11 protein-coding genes are annotated in these 23,625 nt (G+C 42.0%); 10 read left to right on the top strand and 1 reads right to left on the bottom strand.

What is annotated here, in order from left to right; translation table 11 throughout:
- Positions 1 to 6: 6 nt before the first annotated feature.
- The 8 genes from ACFSKL_RS19230 to ACFSKL_RS19265 all read left to right on the top strand — a co-directional run bounded on the left by ACFSKL_RS19230 (position 7) and on the right by ACFSKL_RS19265 (position 15,518).
- On the top strand, positions 7 to 1,707 hold the full coding sequence (locus ACFSKL_RS19230; protein ID WP_376888456.1) for a RagB/SusD family nutrient uptake outer membrane protein: 1,701 nt from the start codon (positions 7 to 9) through the stop codon (positions 1,705 to 1,707).
- 29 nt (positions 1,708 to 1,736) lie between these two features.
- Positions 1,737 to 2,705: a BT_3987 domain-containing protein gene (locus ACFSKL_RS19235; RefSeq protein ID WP_376888458.1), complete on the top strand. Its 969-nt coding sequence runs from the start codon at positions 1,737 to 1,739 to the stop codon at positions 2,703 to 2,705.
- A gap of 329 nt (positions 2,706 to 3,034) precedes the next feature.
- Complete coding sequence (locus ACFSKL_RS19240) at positions 3,035 to 5,068, top strand: beta-N-acetylhexosaminidase (protein WP_376888459.1); 2,034 nt, start codon at positions 3,035 to 3,037, stop codon at positions 5,066 to 5,068.
- Between the two features lies 1 nt (position 5,069).
- Positions 5,070 to 8,408, top strand: a complete 3,339-nt coding sequence (locus ACFSKL_RS19245) for a VCBS repeat-containing protein (protein WP_376888460.1) — start codon at positions 5,070 to 5,072, stop codon at positions 8,406 to 8,408.
- Positions 8,409 to 8,664: 256 nt separating this feature from the next.
- Positions 8,665 to 9,894: a metallophosphoesterase family protein gene (locus tag ACFSKL_RS19250; RefSeq protein WP_376888462.1), complete on the top strand. Its 1,230-nt coding sequence runs from the start codon at positions 8,665 to 8,667 to the stop codon at positions 9,892 to 9,894.
- 49 nt (positions 9,895 to 9,943) lie between these two features.
- The gene (locus ACFSKL_RS19255; protein ID WP_376888463.1) at positions 9,944 to 12,307 is read left to right on the top strand and encodes a glycoside hydrolase family 95 protein; all 2,364 of its coding nucleotides are present in this window, start codon (positions 9,944 to 9,946) and stop codon (positions 12,305 to 12,307) included.
- Between the two features lie 248 nt (positions 12,308 to 12,555).
- Entirely contained in the window at positions 12,556 to 14,127 is a 1,572-nt protein-coding gene (locus tag ACFSKL_RS19260; protein WP_376888464.1) for a sulfatase-like hydrolase/transferase, read from the top strand.
- A 26-nt stretch (positions 14,128 to 14,153) separates the two neighbouring features.
- The gene (locus tag ACFSKL_RS19265; protein WP_376888465.1) at positions 14,154 to 15,518 is read left to right on the top strand and encodes an alpha-L-fucosidase; all 1,365 of its coding nucleotides are present in this window, start codon (positions 14,154 to 14,156) and stop codon (positions 15,516 to 15,518) included.
- Between the two features lie 687 nt (positions 15,519 to 16,205).
- Here the strand turns inward: ACFSKL_RS19265 and ACFSKL_RS19270 are convergent.
- Positions 16,206 to 17,798 (bottom strand): discoidin domain-containing protein, encoded by a 1,593-nt coding sequence (locus tag ACFSKL_RS19270; RefSeq protein WP_376888466.1) that lies wholly within the window; start codon positions 17,796 to 17,798, stop codon positions 16,206 to 16,208.
- Between the two features lie 452 nt (positions 17,799 to 18,250).
- Between ACFSKL_RS19270 and ACFSKL_RS19275 the strand changes: the two genes are divergently transcribed.
- Together ACFSKL_RS19275 and ACFSKL_RS19280 are read left to right on the top strand one after the other, a co-directional pair.
- A complete protein-coding gene (locus tag ACFSKL_RS19275) occupies positions 18,251 to 21,376 on the top strand; it encodes a glycoside hydrolase family 2 TIM barrel-domain containing protein (protein ID WP_376888467.1) in 3,126 nt (1,041 codons plus the stop codon).
- Positions 21,377 to 21,781: 405 nt separating this feature from the next.
- Entirely contained in the window at positions 21,782 to 23,527 is a 1,746-nt protein-coding gene (locus ACFSKL_RS19280; protein ID WP_376888468.1) for a hypothetical protein, read from the top strand.
- The last annotated feature ends 98 nt before the right edge of the window (positions 23,528 to 23,625 follow it).

The raw sequence follows: 23,625 nt of genomic DNA on the forward strand, positions 1-23,625 counted from the left end.
GAACATATGAATTCTATATATAAATATTTATTTGCAGTGGCAGCCGCAGTATTGATGCTGTCTTGTGATAGCTACTTAGATAGGGAGATTGTCTCAGATGTAAATAGGGAGAGGGTATTCTCCGATTATCAGCAGACATATAGATTTGTAAACCAGATTTATGGATATAGGATTGATGGCTATTCAGGGAGGATGAAGCTTGAAAGTGTCGCAAGTTTAAATCGAAGCTTATTTGGACCGGGAATGCTGGCATCAGCTTCTGATGACGCGAAATATTCGGATCTTTCATCACCTATTAACTTCTTGGCCAATGGAAATTGGAGTGCAGTGTATAATCCTGCGAATATATGGAAGGACTCATATGCTGCGATTAGGGCTACAAACCTGTTTTTGGAAGAGTCACACAGGATGGTGACTTCCAGGTATGAGCTTTCCATCAGGGATGGCAATGAACTCAATGAAAGTGGCAACTTGATCACTGCCGAAGAGTTGAAAAATAGGATGACGGGGGAAGTATTGTTTTTGAGGGCATATTTCTACTACGAATTGCTCAGAAGGTATGGCCCGACTCCATTGATAGACAGGACTTATGAATTGGATGAGGAAGTGCCATCTGACCGTCCTTCATTTGATGCCCATTTGGCTTTTATCCTCAATGACTTGGAGCAGGCTATGACGCTTTTGCCGAATAACTACAACCACTATGCTTCCAATAGAGGCAGGGCTACACGTCCGATGGCCATGGCTTACAAGGCCCAGGCGCTGCTGTTGGCTGCCAGTCCATATTTCAATCCAAGCAATGATTCCGAAAAATGGAGAAAGGCGGCAGAAGCTTACAAAGCAGTGATTGATGTGAATGCCTATCAACTCAACCCTTCCTATGACCGGGTGTTTGTCCGAAACCTAAATAGCGTGGAGAGTATCCATGAAATTATCAATAGCAATAGAAATGATATAGAGAGAAATCATACACCTGTGGGGTATGAAGGAGGTAGTGGGGGCATCAATCCAACCCAAGAGTTGGTTGATGCCTATGAAATGGCCGATGGTTCCAAGTTTGATTGGTCCAACCCTGACCATGCTTCCAATCCATTTAGGGATAGGGATCCAAGATTTTACCTTTCAATATTGTACAATGGTGCGACATGGAGGGAAAGACCTGTAGAGTCTTATGTAGGAGGCAGAGATGGTCAAGGTGTCAATAACGCGACCCTTACCGGATATTATTTCAGGAAATTTTTGGATCCAGATGTGGATCTGCTGAGAAACCAAACCAGTACAAAAAACCATCTTCTATTGAGGTATGCAGAAGTATTGTTGGGATATGCAGAGGCACAAAATGAGTATGAAGGACCAGATGCTTCTGTATATGAAGCTGTGAACCGGATCAGAAGCAGAGCAGGTATGCCAGCTCTGGAACCAGGATTGAGCCAGGCTGAAATGAGGATGAAGATCAGGAATGAAAGAAGGGTAGAATTTGCTTTTGAAGGGCAGAGATTCTTCGATGTGCGGAGATGGAATATTGCCACAGATGTATTCAACAGTCCCATTACAGGTTTACGGATTACCCAAAACGGCGGCGGTTTTCAATATGAGCGGATAGCGGCAGAGAACAGGGTGTTTACACCGAATATGTACTTGTTCCCTATTCCCCAAAATGAAATCAATTCCACGGGAGGATCCCTTCAGCAGAATCCAGGCTGGTAAGTTCTTTCCATCCCTTAAACTAAATCGAGATGAAAAATATACTCAATACAAAACAATTTTGGTCACTGCTGACCATCTCCATCGTATTGTTTGGCTGTGATCCGGATTTTATTGTGGAAGAGCCGGGTGAATATACTTTCTTTTACATGCCACAGGCAAAGACAGGAGCCAATGCCAAGACTTTGGTGATGGTGGACAGTGTGCAGTCCATTACTTATGGAGCAGCATATGGTGGGCCTTATCTGATCAAGGAAGATGTGACTGTAGAATTCGAGGTCGTCGAATCTTTGGTTGGTCAATACAATGAAGAAAATGGCACGAATTACCCTTTGATACCAGCTTCATCCTATGAGTTTGAATCCAAGCAAGTAGTGGTGCCAAGTGGGTCTTTGGCTTCCACACCGCTGAAGATCAACATCAATCCAGGTAAGGGTTTTGAATTTGAAACTGCATACCTGCTTCCGGTGTCTATCAAGAGTGTTTCGGGCAATCATGCGATCAATGAAAGTAAGAAGATAACCTACTTCTTGATTGATGCCAATCCGCCTGTTTATGAGCCATTTGTTCGGACAGGATGGACTATAAAGGATGTATCCTCTGAGGAGTTGGTCGGTGAGGGAGCCAATAATGGCAATGCCATCCATGCACTGGATGGTGCAATCGGCACATTTTGGCATACCAAATGGTCTGGAGGGACAGATCCCATGCCCCATCACATTACCATAGATATGGGAGAAGTCAAGACAGTCAATGGCTTCTCATTTGTCCAGCGACAAAACCGCTCCAACGGGAATGTCAAAGACATCTCTATAGAACTGAGTGTAGATGGGGATAGCTGGGTTGAGGGAAGTATCTTTCCATCATTTCTACCCAGTAATAATAGCAACAATCCTATTTTCCTGAGAAGTTCGACAGAAGCAAGGTATTTTAGGGTCAATATAGTCAGCACCTATGGAGATACCCAGTTTACCCATTTTGCCGAAATATATGGTTTCTAGTTTTGGACAATTTTCAGAGCAGAATAAATGCGTTTTGGCTTGAAGGTATCTAGAACTTATCTCTAAGGTCAATTTCAGGATTGTTTTTCCAATTGCTATTCTGACAAGCAATTTGAATAAAATAAATGGGATGAGGGAAAAGGTGAAGGAGATGGCTCCTTTTATCTTTTCCCTTTGACCTTTATCCTATAAGTATCGATTCCCGGAAAACAATGAGGTCGGATAACTTCTTGGAGGGTTTTTAATTGATGGAGTTTAAAAATAAAATCTTAATGAATTTGCAGCCAACTATTCATATTTACAAGTACATTATATACCACGCATTTGCCATGTCTAGACTTATTTTGATAATTTCGATTGTTTTGTTTTCTTCCACTGCCTTTGGGCAGGTGAATATCATTCCCGAGCCGAGTTCGGTGCATATGGGGAGTGGGGTTTTTACAGTAGATAGGGAGACGGTGATAGTGTATAGAGGGGAGGTAAGTGATATTGTAGAGGTGTTTGCAGACAGAATGAGACAGGCTACGGGATACCCTTTTGGGATCATGCTTGAGGACTCTAATTCCACATTTCAAAACATAATAAGGGTAATAGAAGACCCTTCGTTGGACTTGGAAGATGAAGGCTATCTGCTGGATATCACTGAAACGAATGCTTTCATACGATCTTCTTCGAGAGCAGGAATTCACAATGGTATCCAGACATTGCGCCAACTTTTCCCAGCGGAGATAGAACGTGAAATTGAAGCCTCGGATGTACATTGGGTATTGCCAACCCTCAGCATTGAAGATTTGCCTAGATTCTCATGGAGAGGATATATGAAAGATGTTAGCAGGACTTTTTATAGTGTGGATGTTTTGAAAAAATACATCGATGTCATGTCATATTACAAGTTGAATATGCTGCATCTACACTTGACTGATGATCAGGGGTGGAGAATTGAAATCAAAAAATATCCTGAATTGACTTCTGAAAAAGCTACTGTGTTTCCAGGGGAATTCGACCAGCCTTCAATACGGAGTGGATATTATACACAGGAGGAAATCAGGGATTTGGTGGACTATGCGTCGAAAAGAAACGTAACGATCGTCCCGGAAATAGATGTGCCAGGCCATATATGGCCTGCGCTGATTGCGTATCCAGAACTTGGGGTCAACGATAAGCTTGATCCTGACTACGTTTTTCCCTTCTTGGATTCATGGTCTATATGGGGCAATCAGTTTACGCCCAATACACTTGATCCGAGCAATGAAAAAGTATATGGGTTTCTGAATGATGTTTTTACTGAGATTACCGAACTTTTTCCTTCGGAATATTTACATTTTGGTGGGGATGAAGTGAGACATGACCTGTGGGAGACACAACCTCATGTTGTGAAGTTTATGGAGGAAAAGGGGATGACTTCCACCTTGAATCTACAGAGTTATTTTGTGGATAGGGTAGTCCATATCATCAAGGGTAAAGGGAAGACACCTATTGGTTGGAATGATATCCTCAAAGATTCAGAGAATCTTCCCCGTGAAACGACGATTATGTCATGGCTTGGGTCCAAAGCAGTGAAAGAAGCTGCCAGCAAAGGTTTTTATACAGTTGCAACACCTACCTCATATCTATACCTGGATATAACTCAGGACAGCAGGAATGATGGCACCATGTCAGATTTGGCTTACAGTAATGTCAATTCACTTGAAAGAATATATGGGTATGACCCAACAACTGGTCTTGAAGATAAAGAGATTCCCTACGTATTGGGTGTGCAAGCCAATCAATGGACTGCGATTCCCCAAGAAATAAAGGATGTCAATGTTCAGAATTTCCCAAGGTTATTGGCACTATCTGAAATAGCCTGGTCTACTCCAGAAACGAAAGATTACGGGAATTTCCTTGAAAAACTAGAGACGCATTACAGACGTCTGGATTTTTTTGGAATGGACTATTTCACCGAAGGTGGCTATATAGTGGCCAAATGGAGTCCTGATGATATCAGTGAAGATTACACCTTTTTGGATTTTGATATCACTGACGAGGTATATGCTTCCGGCAGGGCCATGGCAGGGATGTTTTATGTAGAAGGTGCTTCTTATTTGGACATAAAAGGCGCGCAGATTTTGGAGGATAAGCAGGTAGTGTCGGAAGATTTACATCAAGGTCTTGCAGATACTTTTAGAGGTACTTCAAAGAAGAAAAGTTTTCTATATAACTTGGAGGTGGAAAATTATAATCCGAAGGCAAAATATACACTTAGGATAGAGGTAAAGGGGACTGATGGAATAAATTCATTTGGCAATGTCACATTCAATTTAAGTCCATACGAACCTTTTGACAAATACACTATAAAGGAGAAGGGAAGAAAATCAAAATAGTATGGGGAAATTTCGAACGTTAATAATTCTGGCCGGTTCTTTATTGGTATTGGCTTGTGGGAAAGAAGAGGATTCTTCTTTGGTCCTTTTGGAAGAGCTGTCGCCGGAACTGACGGGGGTGAATTTTGAAAATACAATCATTGAAGATGATGAATTGAATATTCTTACCTATGAATACCTCTACAATGGGGGTGGGGTAGCAGCTTCGGATCTGAACAATGATGGCTTGCCGGATTTGATATTTACAGGGAATAGGGTCGGAAACAAAGTCTATCTGAATCTTGGAGACTACCGGTTTGAAGATATTACTGAATCTTCCGGGTTGGGAGGAAGAGAGGGGTTTAAAACCGGAGTGACGGTAGCTGATGTGAATGGGGATGGGTTTTTGGACATCTATTATTGCTATTCCGGGCCTGGTTCCGACCAAGACAGGAGAAACGAACTGTATATCAATAATGGTGACTTGACATTTACGGAGTCAGCTGCCGAATATGGTCTTGATGCTGTAGGTACATTCAGCACCATGGCAGCATTTTTTGATTATGATGGTGATGGAGACCTGGATATGTTTTTGCTCAATCACGCAAAAACTTTCTTTAACCCGACTTTCAACACAACCAAGCTCCGTGCAAGCAGACATCCACAATATGGCAACAGACTCTATAGAAATGATGGAGGTGTATTTACAGATGTTAGTATAGAGTCGGGGATCAATGGCAGTGGATTGAATTTTGGCTTGGGCCTGTTTGTCAGTGATGTGAACAACGACGGCAAGCCTGACATCTATGTCACAAACGATTACAATGAACAGGATTTCTTCTACTTAAACAATGGGGACGGCACCTTTGATGAAGTCCTCCAGAAGTCTTTTGGCCATATTTCCAAATACTCGATGGGAGGGGACTTTGCTGATTACAACAACGATGGTTTGGTAGATTTATTGACTTTGGATATGCTCCCCGAGGATAACTATAGACAAAAATTACTGAAGGGGCCTGATGCTTACAATACCTACAATTTGTTTTTGGACAGTGGATACCACCATCAGAACATGAGGAATATGCTGCAGCTCAACAGGGGTTTTGATGAATCCGGAATTCCTTATTTTTCCGAAATTGGTCAGCTGGCAGGTGTTTCCAATACAGATTGGAGTTGGGCGGGATTATTTGTCGATCTGGACAATGATGGCTGGAAGGATATGGTAATTACGAATGGGTATTTGCGTGATTTTACAAATATGGACTTTCTGAATTTCACTTATGCCGACGCAGCCAAAGAAGCACAGCAGCGGGGTGAGAAACCTGACCTGGTCAAATTGGTCAACCAGATACCATCATCCAAAATTTCCAATTATATTTTCTCAAACAATAAAGACCTTACTTTTTCGGACAAAACCAAAGCTTGGGGATTTGATCAACCTGCCGTCTCTAATGGGGCTGTCTATGTAGACTTGAACAATAGTGGTGCCATGGATCTGGTAGTAAACAATATCAACCAACCAGCTTCTATTTATAGAAACAATGTCAAATCCATTTTGTCCCACAATCATCTTAAAATCAAGCTTGTTGGTTTGGGGCAGAATTCCTTTGCTATAGGGGCAAAAGTCGAAGTCTATCATGGGAAATCCTATCAAATGCAGGAACTGTTTCCTGTAAGGGGCTATCAGTCTACTACGGACCATATTCTTCATTTTGGAATAGGGACGGAAGATAAGGTTGATAGTTTGAAGATATACTGGCCCAATGGCTTGGTAAGTGATATCTTGAATCCAAAGGTCAATACTTTGTCAGAATACTCCATGGAGGATGCGATTCCTGGAGAAGGGAAAGCATTGCAAATTGCAGCGGATGAAAAAATACTCAGACTTGATGTTCCGAGTCGCATTGATTTCCAACATAGCGAAAATACGTATGTGGATTTCAAGTATGAGCGTTTGTTGCCTGCCCAACTATCGAGGTTGGGACCTAAGATGGCAGTGGGTGATCTCAATAATGATGGGATAGATGATGTTTTTATTGGAGGTGCTTCTGGTCAAGCAGGCCGTTTGTATATGGGGATGCAGAATGGTGGCTTTGAAGCAAGCCTTTCCCAGCCTTGGGTCTCACACAAGGTAAGTGAGGATTTGGGGGTTTTGTTTTTTGATGCGAATGGGGATGGCTTGGATGACATTTACATATGCAGTGGAGGCAATGAGTATTCAGAAGGTTTTTTTACATACCAGGACAGACTTTATATCAATGACGAGAATGCTGGGTTTGTACACCAACCCAATGCACTTCCCGAAATGCTTACCAGCAGCAGTGTGGTAGAAGCTTACGATTTTGATGGTGACGGAGATTTGGATTTGTTTATTGGTGGGAGGTTGGTTCCCGGTAAGTATGGGGAGTCGCCCAGAAGTTATCTGCTGAGAAATGACACTGATGGGAATCATGTGAAATTTACTGATGTGACTCCGGAAATACTCCAATTTCCCGGTATGGTCACGGGAGGACTCTGGACCGACCTTGATAAGGATGGCAAAAAAGAATTGGTTATAGTTGGTGAATGGATGCCTATTATGGTATTTGAAGAGGTTGGGGGGGATTTTGTAGAGTCTAGTGCCAAATATGGACTGGGCAATAAATATGGTATGTGGACTGGGATTTTCGAAATCGGGGAAGACAAGGATGGCTTTCCCCGGATACTTGTCGGGAATTTGGGGAAAAACGCACAATTCAAAGCCTCTGATGACAAGCCATTGAATCTTTATGTTGGGGATTTTGATGGGAATGGGTCGATGGATCCCGTGATTACCCAATATATAGGTGATGGAAGTTACCCTATAGCTTCGAAAGATGAGTTGATCGAGCAAATGCCCGGTTTAAAGCGGAAATTTTTATCCTATAAATCCTATGCAAATGCATCAATAACTGACATTGTTGATGTTGGGAAATTGAAGGATGCTAAACACCTCCATGTTAACTGCCTGGAAAGTGTGATGCTAAGGAAAACTGAAAAAGGCGATTATCAAACCACCAGTTTGCCATTGGGAGCCCAATTTTCCCCAATCTATGGAGTAGAAAAGTATCCCGGTCGGGATTTTTGGATACTAGCCGGGAATTTTATCCCCAACCGGGTAGAATGGGGGCCATATGATGCTTCCAAAGGAAATATTCTCCAAATCAATGAATCGTCTGAGATGACGATTTTAAATAAAAACATAAGCGAATTGGATCTGTCAGGAGATATCAGGGATATAAGAATAGTCAAACTCCATGATGGTTCACATGTCTTGCTGGTTGCGGTAAACAATAAACCAGTGAAGGTATATAAGCTGCCAATCGATACATCAAAACCATAAACAAATACAAGAAAACAAGAAACATGAATATAGGGGCTATAATTGGGGTTTTTATTTTGGTCTTTTCTAGAAAAATAGCGAATGGGTTTATTTCAAAAACCGAAATGATTGGTTCAAACAACTAGCAGTATGCTTGCTGAGATATCCTAAATGAAGAATCATTTCGAATCTCTTCATGTAAAAGCCATTTTGTGAATAATGATGGTCTTGTCACTAGAAGCAAAAAGTTATCCTTAAATGAAATATTAAAAGCTTGATGAAAAAAATAATTGATAATATTGGAAGAAGGAACTTCATAGGGAAAATCACCAAAGGCTTAGGTGCTGGTGCGGTGTTGGGAGTTGGTCCTGTGCAGTATGTCTTAGCTGATCCTGAGGAACAGAATGAAGGGTCGTATTTTACAGTAATGCCATATTTGCAAAACCCCACACCCGCGACAATGGATATATTGTTTGTCACACGTGACCCATCATTCAGTTGGGTGGAACTGGAAGATGGAGAGAAAGCCCAAGGGAAGTTTTATGCTGTAGAAGATGGATTGATTCAGGCAAATCAGCGACATTTTTGTGTAAGGCTGTCAGGGATGAGTCCGGGGCGGACATACCGATACAAAGTGTACTCCAAAGTCATTGATCAGTTTAAACCATATGAAGTAAAATACGGTGATGTCATGGAAAGCCAGGTGTATAGTTTTACCACACCAGACCCCGGGTCAGCATCTGTGTCAGCTCTTGTGCTCAATGATCTTCATCAAATTGATGGGGTGTTAAAGGAGCAGGTAGAGTTGAATGGAGACTTTGATTTCGATTTTTGTTTGTTGAATGGAGACGTATTTGACCATCCGGAATCCGAAAGCCAAGTGATAGAAAAGCTACTCAGTCCGATTACGGGGCTGTTTGCCTCCGAAGTTCCTTTTATGCTTGCTCGGGGTAACCATGAGACGAGAGGTTCATATGCAAGGAATCTCAAGGGGCATTTTTCATTCCCTGATGGGAAATACTATTATGAATTCAAAAACGGGCCAGTGCAATGGGTTGTATTGGATACAGGAGAGGACAAACCTGACGATCATCCTGTATATGCAGGCCTTACGGATTTTGACACATACCGGGAAGAACAAGCTTTGTGGTTAGCAAAGATATTTGAGCAGGGCTTGGATGCTGGGATCTTGTATCGGGTGGTAGTCATGCATATCCCGCCATTCAACTCTGGTGAATGGCACGGTACTTTGCATTGTAGAAGTGTTTTTTCTCCTGTTTTTGAGAAATACGGGGTGGATATGGTGTTGTCAGGGCACACACATAAGCATGGGTTTTACGCTCCCTGTGAGGACCATTCTTATACCTTGATTATCGGGGGAGGACCAAGGAAAGGCAGTCGGACGATCACACAAGTTTATGCAAACCAGGCTGGGCTTCATGCCAAGTTGATTGCTGAGGGTGGTGAGGTAATCGGAAAGACCACTCTAGTACCGCAAAAAAAATAGACAATGCATACAGGTAATATCGAAACCCAAAGATTTACAGAAACTGACCATGAAAAAATTAGATGTTATGATTGAAATGTTGAATCGATCAACTGTATTCGGGTTAACCTGTTTGTTGTTGTTTGTTGTAGAGAAGTCATATGGACAACAGTCATTATGGTACACCAGTCCCGCCGAAAATTGGGAGGAGGCATTGCCTCTGGGGAATGGTAGGGTTGGGGCGATGGTATTTGGAAAGACGGGAATTGAAAGAATCCAACTCAACGAAAATTCATTATGGCCGGGAAGTCCGGATGATTGGGGAAATTCTGAAGGTACTCCTGAAGATTTGGCCCAGATTAGGGCGTTTTTATTTGCAGGCGAAAACGATAAGGCTGACTCCATGCTCGTGGCCAAATTGTCACGAAAATCTATCGTAAGGTCCCATCAGACGATGGGTGATTTATGGATAGATTTGGGACATGGTGAAATGACCGACTATAATCGAAGGCTTAGCTTGGACAGTGCGCTGTCTATTGTTAGGTATAAAGTTGAAGGTTATGACTTTACGCAGGAAGCATTTATCTCAGAACCCGACCAAGTGCTGGTAATCAGGCTGAAAACCAATCATCCAGAAGGGATCAATGCAAATGTCAGCCTCAGTAGGCCGCAAGATCAAGGGTTCCCGACAGTAGTGGTCAAATGTCTTGCAGATAATAGGTTGCAAATGTATGGGGAAGTGACCCAAAGGAAAGGCATGATAGATTCTAAGCCTTTCCCAATACTTCATGGTGTGAAATTCAATACCCTGCTGGACTTACAATCTGATGGGACCATTCGCCAAAAAGGAGATCAATCACTCCAAACAAATAATTCCAAAGAGTTGGTTATCAAGTTGGTGTCTGCTACATCATATTACCATAGCGATTATCTGGAAGAGAGTTTGTCACAGATCAAAAAATTGGAATCCAAAACATATGAAATGCTTCTGGATAGACACCTTGAGGATTATCAAGCATTATTTCAAAGGGTTCGATTGGATTTGGGAGTAGGGGAAATGAACCTACCTACCGATGAAAGGATCAGGAGGGTGAAATCAGGAAGTGATGATTTGGGTTTGGAGACTTTATTGTTTGACTTTGGTAGATACCTGTTGATTTCAAGCTCTAGGATGGGTTCGCTTCCGGCAAATCTCCAAGGATTGTGGAATCAACATATAGAAGCGCCTTGGAATGCAGACTATCATATGAACATCAATCTGCAGATGAATTATTGGCCGGCCGAAGTCACCAATTTGTCTGAATTGCATTTTCCATTATTTGATTTTACCGATAAAATGATACCAATCGGAAAAGTCACAGCAAGTGAATCGTATGGCATGCGTGGGACAGTTTTTGGTCACAGTACCGATATTTGGGGGCCGACATTTTTAAATGCCGCCACAGCATATTGGGGAGGTTGGTTTGGTGCTTCCGGATGGATGATGCAGCACTATTGGGAACATTACCTGTTTACTGAAGATCTTGATTTTTTGGAACATAGGGTGTTTCCTGCACTTCATGAAGTCGCTCAATTCTACGCAGATTGGCTTGTAGAAGATCCTAGGGATGGGCAGTTGGTATCTTCTCCTTCAACCTCACCCGAGAATTCATTTAGAAATTCATCAGGAAAAACAGTCGCAACGACCATTGGTGCGGCATCGATTCAGCAGATTATTACTGAAGTGTTCAATAATTACCTACATACAGTCAATCTATTGGGTAAAAGTACTGCACTTTCGGAAGATATAAAGTTGAAGCTGCCAAAGTTACGTTCAGGATTGAAGATAGGTTCTGATGGGAGGTTGATGGAGTGGGATGAAGAATATGAAGAAGTTGAAAAAGGCCATCGACATATGTCACACCTGTATGCTTTTCATCCGGGTGATAGGATCACCAAAACCAAAACCCCGGAGTTGTTTGATGCAGCCAAAAGAACCTTGGAATATAGATTGGCCCATGGAGGTGCGGGGACAGGATGGTCCAGAGCTTGGTTGATTAATTTCTCTGCCAGATTACATGACGGAGATATGGCAAGGGAACATATCAAGAAACTGATTACGGCATCCCTTTATACGAATCTATTCGATGCACACCCGCCATTCCAGATAGATGGCAATTTTGGCTATACCTCAGGGGTAGCAGAAATGCTGCTGCAGAGTCACGACGGGTATATTCATTTGCTGCCTGCGCTTCCTTCACAATGGAGTTCAGGGGCTGTGAAAGGGTTGAAAGCAAGGGGTGATGTAGAAGTGGGAGTGCTATGGGAAGAAGGAAAGGTGAAAACATTTACCTTGAAATCTTCCAAGCCAAAAACCGTGAAGGTAATGCGGAATGGAATATTGGAGGAATATGAATTGCTTGGTTCAGGTGTAGTACAGGAATTTGAAAAGTAGGTTTAACCCGAAATATGCTTTAGAATTTCTATTACGACCTAAAACCACTTCATAATCAAACGATTCGGTGAATTTAGCTCACTCACTATAGAGATGACTATGCTTCACTCGCTAAATGCTTGATTATTTTGTGTTTTTAGCCCTCATCACGAATCCTAATGCATAATCCGGGTTTAAGGTGATATTACTTGGTTGAAAATCCTAATCATAGAGTCTTTAATTCAATTTTATACTAAATAATAACCAGCATGAGCATACTCATAGGCAAATTTTGTCGGGGTTTCTATAGGATTGCCAAACAGTGTCTTTTTTTGGTAATCTTGGCAATATTGCTTCTTTCTTGCCGAAAAAGTGATCAGGAAACACCCCCCTTCCCCAATGTCATTTTAATCTACACAGATGATATTGGATATGGAGATGTAGGTGCTTACGGAGGGTTGATCCCTACACCAAATATTGATAGGTTGGCAAAAGAAGGGTTATTGATGGAAAATGCTTATGCTACTTCTGCAACCTGCACACCTTCCAGATATGCAATGCTGACTGGAGAGTATGCTTGGAGGGCTCAGGGTAGAGGGGTTGCTCCCGGAGATGCTTCAGCCCTAATCCGCAAAGGCAGGGAAACCTGGCCAGCCATCATGCAAAGAGCAGGATATAGGACTGCAGTGATCGGGAAATGGCACTTGGGACTTGGTGGTGATGATGGTCCCGAATGGAATGGTGAGATCAGTCACGGACCTTTGGACATTGGGTTTGATTATGCTTTTATCATACCTTCAACCGGAGATAGGGTACCTACTGTATATGTGGAAAACAAACACGTTTTGAACTTGGATCTGAAGGATCCAATAGAAGTGAATTACCAAAATAAAGTGGGAGATAGACCTACTGGGAAAGACCATCCTGAACTCCTGAAAATGATGTGGTCCCATGGTCATAACCATACCATTGTCAATGGAATCAGCAGAATAGGGTACATGGCAGGAGGAGAATCTGCCCTGTGGAGAGATGAGGATTTTGCGGATATTTTTGTGGAAAAATCAATCAGTTTCATTGAGGAAGAAGAGGAGATACCGTTTTTTCTTTTCTTGGCTACCCATGATATCCATGTTCCCAGAATGCCGCATGAAAGGTTTCAAGGGAAATCAGGATATGGGTATAGAGGAGATGCCATTCTTCAGCTGGACTGGACTGTCGGTGAAATACTAAGGGTTTTAGATAAGAATGAATTTACTGAAAATACCATAGTTGTTTTCACCAGTGACAATGGGCCAGTTCTTGATGATGGCTATGAAGATTTGGCAGAGAAACTCACTGGTGATCATAAGCCGTGGGCTAATTTGAGTGGAGGGAAATACAGCGCTTTCGAGGCAGGTACCAAAATCCCAATGATGGTGCGATGGCCTAAAAACATACAGCCGGGTAGCATCAGTCCTGCTCTTTTTTCCCAAATAGACTTTATGGGTTCTTTTGCAGGATATTTGGCGCAGTCATACAATCAAAATCAAGCAGTAGATACCCGGGACAGTTGGGAAGTGTTGATTGGACGGGATAAAGAAGGAATGGAAGGTCTGGTTCAGGAAGCGATACAAGGAGTCCTTGGCTATGTCAGCCAAGATGGCTATAAATTTATTCCGGCGCACCAAGGCCCTGAATTTGTACCTTGGGGTACCGGAATTAAGACAGGTTTTTCACAGGAAGATCAATTGTTTTATTTGCCGGACGACCAAAGTGAATCAGAAAACCTTGCTAAGAATAAACCTGAAATAGTAACAGCGCTAAAGCGCAAGCTAGAAGAAATTGTCAGAAATGATAGATAATGAAGGCATAAATAAAGAATGTAACAATGAAAAAACTACTTATTTTGTTTGTATTGCTTACTGGGATCGTTCGTGTTTCGGTTGGGCAGGCTGATTTTAGACTTGAAAGCCCAGAACAAAAGCAGGCCCGGATGAAGCAGTGGGTGGATGACCGTTTTGGACTGTTTGTCCACTGGGGGATCTATGCAGTCCCTGCCCGTCACGAATGGGTACAAAACTATGAAAGTATCCCAGGAGAGGTGTATAGGAAGTACTTTGAGCATTTCGATCCTGATCTCTATGATCCTGTCATTTGGGCAAAGGAAGCCAAAGCGGCAGGGATGAAATACATGGTCATCACTACAAAGCACCATGATGGTTTCTGTCTTTGGGATACGGAATACACTGATTTTAAAGCGACGAATACTCCGGCAGCCAGGGATTTGATCAGGCCAATGGTTGAGGCTTTCAGAAACGAAGGCATAAAGGTTGGCTTCTATTATTCGCTGATAGATTGGAACCACCCTGATTTTCCTTTGGACAAACTGCACCCTATGCGCAACAATACCTCTGCCAAAGAAGAGGTTCGGAAAATTGAAAACTACCAGCACTATGTCAAGAACCAGCTTACAGAGTTGCTTACCGAGTATGGGCAGATAGACCAGTTGTTTTTGGATTTTTCCTATCCTGGAGATAATGGCAAAGGGAGGGACGATTGGGATTCGGAAAACCTTATTTCCCTGATCAGAAAGCTACAGCCGAATATCATTCTGAACGACAGGATGGATCTTGATGACAAGTCGTATGGTTGGGATTACAAAAGTCCCGAGCAATTTATGCCACGTGAATGGGTATCGCATCAGGGAGAGCTGGTTCCTTGGGAAACCTGTCAGACATTTTCCGGTTCATGGGGCTACCACAGGGATGAGAATACATGGAAAAGCACCAACCAGCTGTTGGTCATGCTGATTGAGACAGTCAGTAAAGGAGGCAATTTGCTGTTGAACGTTGGTCCCACAGCCAGGGGGAATTTTGATGACAGGGCTGTAGAGAGATTGAGGGGGATGGGAGACTGGATGAAATACAACCAATGGGCTATTTATGCTTGTACAGCAGCACCAGACCGTTTTGAAAAACCAGAAAATTGCCTGTTGACTTATAATCCTGAAAAAAACAGATTGTATATCCATGTATTGGAATGGCCTTTTAAGTCCCTGTATCTGAAAAACTATAAAGGAAAGATCAAATATGCCCAATTGCTACATGATGGTTCGGAAGTCAGGCACAGCCAAGTGGCATCCCATGGGAGCCATACTACCGAGACTGGTGGGGAAAGCGACCTAATCCTACACATTCCGGTAGTAAAACCAGGAACAGGAGTCCCAGTGATAGAGATATTTCTAAATGATTGAGGTTTCGTGGAATGTGGGAATGAAACTCGATAGAATTATAAACCCAAAGAGTATTTTTGATCCTCTTTGGGTAGGAATATCAATTTGAAATCTCCTTAATGTATCAATCTGGGTGAAAATACCTCGCTTTTAGGCGAAGACTATAGTGTTTTTTTCTTAGTGAACTTGGTGATTTTACTTGGTGATCCTTTGTGGTAAAAATTATAACCACAAAGATCACCAAGTTTTTCACAAAGAACGCTAAGTCTAGGATTCACTTTAGTCGCCTTTAGGCGAAACCAAACCTATCGGTCTTTAGCCGATAGTTGTTTAGTTGTTGGATATAATAGTTTTATAACCCAACCTCTACACATTTCAAATCCAAATAGAGCGCCTGTTTTGACATTGAATTCTTCATTCCTTCGCATCTTTGTGACAAAAAAAGAGTATTGCCACGAAGATGCGAAGGTGTAAAGTCTGATTAAACCCGAAATATGCATTAGAATTTCTACGCCACGGCGCACAAGTTATTACGACCTGATCCGCCGCGGCGGACATACTCAATCGCTTCGCTGCATTTACCTCATTCACCATAGAGATGACTATGCTTCATTCGCTAAATGCTTGATTATTTTGTGGTTTCAGTTCTCATCACGAACCCTAATGCATAATCCGGGTTAAAATAAGGCAGAATAGCTGATAATCACATTAATAAAATCCGATTTCTGCCAATGCAGCAAACTGCTGCCCATCATGGGAACTGATAGCTTCAAATTTGAAATACCTGAAGCTTGCGGTTTCTTCTAGGTCTATATAGACTCTTCCTGGCAGGTTGGGGATCTGACTGCTGATCAGAAGTTCCCAATCAGAGTTGTTGTCGCTGACATATAGTTTGTAGTCTTTGATTCTCCTTTGGCCATTTCTTTGGGTGATACTGAGTCCATTTACAGCTTGTATTTGGGACATATCTATGGTGAAATGATGTGGGTAATCTGAGGCATTGCTCGTCCATCTGCTATGCCAGTATGTCTCTGGCTTGCCGTCAATGACATCGGATATCCTACCGGTGCTACCTTCACCAGAAGTCTCCTCGGAACTGAAGTCCAAGATGGTCCAGTTGTTTTTGTCAAGTTCGTCCCTGTCTCCAAAATTGATCATAGGGATATCATTTTCGAAGGTATAAGCGTAGGCCGTAGAGGTATTGGCGCCATTGGTATGATGCCTTACGATAGAGAAATCGTAGCCCATATTGTCTTTTTCCCAAAACTCTGAGATGGGCATGTTGACTTCGAACCCATTTCCATCTGGTTTTTCAACCCACTTGACAGCTTGGTATCCCCCAGCGTCAGTTTCCGGTCGGTTAGAGAATGTGATATCGGTGACAGGCACGTCAGATTCAAAGGTGCCAGAGATATGGATATGTCCATTTTCATATTTGGCCAGAATGGTTTTTATACTGGAGTTGACTGGACCATAGAAGTTGCCCTGTGTTTCGGCAAACACCTGACAATTGTTGAGATAGGCAGCTGAGGAATGTGTAAGGCAAGTAGGACTTTTACCATAGGTATAGTTGCCCGCTCCCATTAGGGAAGTTCCCATGTTGGGGTTGGAGGCTTCGGATACTTTTTCCTTGCAGTGGGGGAGGTTGAGCCCATGACCCATTTCGTGTAGGAGCCCGCCGATCCATTTGGTTGCCTCGGATCCCGCCACTCCGTCTTTGCCCAGATCCTCTATGCTCATGCCGGGATAGTCTAGTGCATAGGCATATCTTCCCATTCCATAGAATGGTACATCAGCCGGGTTCGCACCTCCTGTGGCCGGATTGTTGACGGAAGAGATAATGAGGTAGTGGTCGCTGGATTTTTCAGATGGGCTCTCTGCAAAATAGGCATCTACTTCCTTTCTTATTTCGTTACCCCCTCCTTCATAGGGGTATGCTGAAGCCGGTTTTTCCCCTCGGATTACATGGATCTTGACCCTGTTTTTGGATTGGTCTTTCAGAAGGCCAAAAGTCTTCTCGCCATAATCCCAATGTTTCATGTATTTCAGGAAAAACGCTTGCCCATCAAGCATGATTTCAGATATACGTTTGTGGTAATCAGGATTTTCTTCCCGATCACTTGGGACAAAATAGATGACATTCAGATTGTATGGATTGTTGGAGGTGTAGTCAAAAGTTTCTTCCTCAAGATTTTCGTCATCTTCAATGATAGGGATTTCTTCCATTTGGCTACAGGAAATCAGAAATAGAAATAAAACCCATTTTTTCAAGTGAATAAGATTGGTATTCAATGTTTTCATGTTGTTTGGTTAAGTGTGTTGATTCGAAATAATTGTAATATGTTTATAGTATCAATATTTTGAATAAGAAATTAAACGTAATAAAAATATATAATTAAAATAACTAAATGAAATATATTATATTTTAATTTAATAAATTTGAGTAAAAATATTGGTTGTTTTGGATGATTATTTCCATTAATAATCGAATTGTTAGGCTTAATCAAAAGAATTTGATAAGAATAAAACTTTTGATTAATTTCGAAAATCAACAATGTCCATTACAAAAGAAGATGTGAAATTGAACCTGTCTGCAGGTCAAGGCAGACCGACTGCCTGAGGCAGACAGGCATAATGGGTACAGCACGCACAGGGATGACTGTTGGCAATGCGAAAATTCTCCCGAACCTGCCTTGGCCAGATGGTAGGTTTGGGACAGGCTATACGATCATTGAAAGACAAATTATAAACATATGAAAAAAACAACTCTTAAAACCTATTTAGCCTATTTGATCTTATTGACAGTCCCAGGGACAGTTATGGCCCAAGAAAGGGCACCGGATCCAATTTTTGAAAACCCTTCCATTCAAGAAGAAAACAGGTTGCCAATGAGAGCCTCTTATTTTCCTTTTGAATCACAAGCTACTGCCAATACGGGAAGGGAATCCTCGTCCAGGTTTTTGGATTTAAACGGAACTTGGAAATTTTTCTGGACTGATCATTACAAAAAGCTTCCCGATGCTTTTGAAGCAATCGACTTCAACGATGTTTCTTGGGATGATTTTCAGGTTCCTTCAAACTGGGAATTCAAGGGTTACGGTACACCAATATATGTCAACCATCCTTTTGAGTTTGAAATAAAAAATCCCCAACCCCCTTTTATTACCCACCAAGATCAACCTGCCGGGGTATACAGAAGAAATGTGTCCATTCCCGAAGATTGGGAAGGTCAAAGGATTTTTATCCATCTTGGAGCTGTAAAATCTGCATTTAGACTTTATGTCAATGGGGAATATATAGGACTTGGAAAGGACAGTAAATTGGAATCTGAATTTGAGCTTACGGATTTTTTGACTCCTGGCAACAACCTGATTGCCATAGAGGTAAGAAGATGGAATGATGGCTCTTTCTTGGAAGCACAGGATTTTTGGAGGATCTCGGGAATCCAGAGGAATGTTTATCTCTATTCCCGTCCCTCTGTCCACTTTTACGACCTGCATGTCAAAAGCCCTCTGACAAACAATTATAAAGATGGGGATCTCAATTTCACGGTTGAATTATGGAACAGAACCGATAAAGAGCAAGATGGGAATGCTGTAAAAGCGTCCCTGTATGATGCCGAAGGGAACTTGATATATGAGAGCATACAAAAAACCACCGGGCTGAAGAGGAAGCTCGGAAAGACAATATTGCAATTTGATACATCTATAAAAAATGTACAACCTTGGTCGGCAGAAATCCCCTATCTCTATGATTTGAAGATTGTATTGACGGATTCGGACCAAAATACTTTGGAGCTTATTGATCAAAAAGTCGGCTTTAGATCATATGAGATCGTAGGCAACCAGTTTTTGGTCAATGGCCAACCTGTGCTTTTCAAAGGGGTGAATAGGCACGAGTCACATCCGGAAACACACCATGTTACTACTAGGGAACAGATGGAGGAAGATGTACGCATCATGAAGGAACTCAACATGAATGCTGTAAGACTTTCACATTATCCAAATGACCCTTACTGGTATGAACTCTGCGATAAATTTGGTTTTTATGTAATCGACGAGGCCAATATTGAATCCCATGGGCTTTATTATAATCCGGAAAAAACTCTAGGAAATGATCCGGAATGGGAATATGCACATTTGCTTAGAATCCAGCGAATGGTTCAAAGGGATAAAAACCATCCTTCCATTGTCGCGTGGAGCATGGGGAATGAAGCCGGGAATGGGTACAATTTTTATAAAGCATACCAGTGGCTCAAGGCATTTGACCCTTCCAGGCCTGCACAATATGAAAGGTCTACTACAGAGTGGAATACCGATATCATCGTGCCTCAATATCCCCATCCCCAGTCTATGGCAAGATATGCTGAAAGCAATCCGAAGAGACCTTATATCATGAGTGAATACGCACATGCGATGGGCAATAGTTTGGGCAATTTCAAGGAATACTGGGAAGTGATCAAAAAATATCCAGTGCTTCAGGGAGGGTATATTTGGGATTGGGTAGACCAGGGGGTGTATCTTGAAAAGAATGGCAAGAAGATTTTTGGATACGGTGGTGATTGGGGACCTGATGGTACTCCGAGTGATGATAATTTCCTTATCAATGGTGTTATTATGCCGGACCGAACCTGGAATCCCCATGCATATGAAGTCAGAAAAGTGCATCAGGAAGTAACCTTCACCCTTGATAGATCCAACAGGTTGGATATTTTCAATGAGTATTTCTTCAGAAACCTAAGCAATTATCTATTTGAGGCATTTTTGCTAAAAGATGGTGAAATAGTCAATCAGGGCACGATCGGGTCACTGAATGTTGGTCCTAGGCAAACAGCTAAAGTATTGCTCCCATTTGATCTGGAAATAGATGACAAACATGAGTATATATTAAGGGTCAAAGGGTCGATAGTGCAACCTGAAGGCAATATGAAGCCTGGCACCTTGCTTGCCGAAGAAGAGTTTGCCTTGACCAAGCCTGTTTTCAAATCTCCGGAGATGGCTGCTGGAAGTTTTACGGTAAATGACTCTGACGGGGATGTGAGGATATCCAACAAAGAGTTTTCTATCAAATTTGATAAAAAGAATGGAAGGTTTGCCGATTATGTATACAAGAAGCAATTGCTGATAAGTCAAGGTCCTGAGTTTAGTCTGTTCAGGCCATTGGTGGATAATGATTTTGGTGCAGGGTTGAATAGGACTGCAGATTATTTGAGGACAGCGCCATTAGTATTGCAGGAATTCAGCCATGAAATGGATGAAGGGGGTACTTATCAGGTAAAGGCCAGCTACTCATTGTTGAATGGTGATGCGGCCTTGGAGCAAATTTACCAAATCAGTGAAAAGGGGCAGATAAAAGTAGAAAACAATTTCAAGGCCATAAAAGGTAACCACGATAAACTCTTGAAAATCGGAAATCACTTAATACTTCCAAAGCAAATGGAAAATGTTAGCTGGTACGGAAGGGGGCCATGGGAAAGTTATGCCGATCGTAAGTACAGTGCCCATACCGCAATATACCGGGCAAAAGTAAATGACCAATACCATCCATATATCCGTCCACAAGAAAGTGGAAACAAAACTGACGTCAGATGGATAGCGTTGAGCAATAATAAGCAGGTTGGGATAAAGATTATGGCTTTGGACCAGTTACTCAATGCCTCAGCATTGCCGTATGCACCGGATCAGCTATATTCTGGCCCTCAAAAAAACAATGCAAATTCAGGATTGCTTGAGCATAGCCAATATACCCATGTGCATATTGACCATTTGCAAATGGGAGTAGCAGGAATCAACAGCTGGGGTTCCTTGGCTCTTGATGAATACAGAGTGCCTTTTAGGGATTACAGTTATTCATACATGATCGAACCGATTCAAAAATGAGTGTGTGATTGAGCATTTGCTTTAATAGCCCCCTCCCCTTAACCGAAGAAAAAACGACCAAACACTCACAACATAACCCTACTTCATTTTCAAGTTGTTTATATATGCTTGTGGGGTGGTTAAGGTGCGGGGGGCTATTTGAAGTTCTTCAGATAGGAGCTTTATTTTAACATTTCCTTTCTGATACTTTTTCAGGAAAAATGAGCGGAGATACAGCAAAGTGGTCCTGATTTGGTAAATACAACCCGGTATTTTCTTGTTTTCAAATTGTGGTAAGGCAAAGTTCAGTAAATCAGAAGGTTTTAAATGAAGTTGCCATACTTTCTGTTAAGTTTTTAGTCGTTTTCAAAAAACAATGTATTTTTGTTGTATCCCCGAATAGGAATATATCCTTAAGTACGGTCTATGAAAAAAATCTATCTTTTTCTTTATTTTCTGTTATGCAGTTTTTCACTATATGCCCAACAATATTCCGATGATATAGCGGAGTTGTTGGAAGGGCGGTCTTCTATAGAGAGAATTAGGGCTATTAATAGGTATATTTTGGAGCATGATGATGAGGAAATGATAAATCCGATATTGGAAAGCGCCACTTTTTTTGCCAAAAAATATCGGGATGAATATCTTATAAAGGAACTCAGCTTTTTAGAACTAAGGCAATCGGCTCTGTTTGAGTCTGACAGCTATAAACGGATGAAGGTCTACCAAGATATACTGGAAAACAAAGAATTTAAAGACGAACCACTTTACAATGGCATTTGCCTCCATGAGATTGGGCAAAATCAGTTTGTACTGGAAGAGTATGGCTTGGCATTTGAAAATTCATTAAAAGCCCAAAAAATATTTAGGGAGTTGGGTTATGGGAATGTACCCAATATCGGCAAGTACCTGCACGACCTGGCACTCGATTATTATTTTTTCCGAAACTACCATGAGGTGATCAGGGTGATGAAGACTTCCATTGAACTGCCTGCATTTAACGACAATCTCGATATTCAGCGCTACAATACATTGGGAATGGCCTATCTGAAGTCGGACAACCCCGACGAGGCCCTCGAATACCTGGAAATGGCCTACAATAAAGCAGCGCATTATCGAGATACCATCTGGATGGGACTGGTATCTGGCAATATTGGGGAAGTATATTATGAGAAGCATGAATATCTAAAATCTTTACCTTACTTCCTTAAAAACCAAGAGTTTAACAAAGGTACATATCAACATTTTGAGATACCTTTGGAAGCCAATGCAGATCTGGCCAAGACATACCTTAAAACCGACTCTTTACAAAAAGCACATCAATTTATCCTGTCAACTGAAAGTTATTTTCCGAAAGACAGGATCTTTCAATTTGGAGAGCAACAAGGAGTTGAGTTCATCAAAAGACAGCACTATGAAAATTTATATCAATACCACCTCAAAAGTTCAGACTATAAAAAAGCAATCTTTTATCAGGACAGCCTGGTGGCGGTAGACAATGTGCTGAATTCCAAATACAATACTGCGCTGGTCAAAATGACACAAGACCAGCTCCACATCCAGGAAAGCCGTGATACGATGGCCCGGCAGGAAAAAGAAAACATAGCCATGCGCCTTCGTTACAGTATCTTCATAGGGATAATTTCTCTATTGGCTGTCACAGGATTTGCCTTGTACTATGTAGTCCGGTTTAAAAAAAGAAAAGAAAGACAGCTTTGGATTCGTCAACAGCAAATTGAAGAACTGGAACATAAAAATACCCTGCAGGCTTTAAAACACGCCAAGGGGAAGCTAGACAGCCTCACCCAAAAAATACGGGAGAACCAGCAGGTGATCGAGAAACTCCAAAAAACACGCAACACAGCCAAGGATGGTCTGCTGGAAGAACTGAAAAACAGGAATATTCTTACACCCAAGGATTGGGGGAGTTTTAAAAGATCATTTATCGAAGCGTATCCCGACTTTATCAGCCGACTGACTGCCTTGCACCCCAGCCTTACCCAGGCAGAGCTACGTTGTCTATGCCTGGGAAAATTACAGCTTTCAAGCAACGAAATGGCCCTGATGTCCGGTGTGTCGGCCAATACCATTTTGGTAACCCAGCACCGCATCCGCAAGAAACTACAACTCAACGACCGTGAAGAACTCCATCAGTTGGTTCGCAGCCTGTAGAATCTTTTTCACTTAACACAGAACCCATTTCCCTTATACCGATGCGAAGGGGGGGGCATGTTTTGTGTTCTGTTTCTTTATTTTTACGACTATCCACT

It is taken from the genome of Belliella marina (assembly GCF_042682445.1).
GTDB classification, from domain to species: Bacteria; Bacteroidota; Bacteroidia; order Cytophagales; family Cyclobacteriaceae; genus Belliella; species Belliella marina.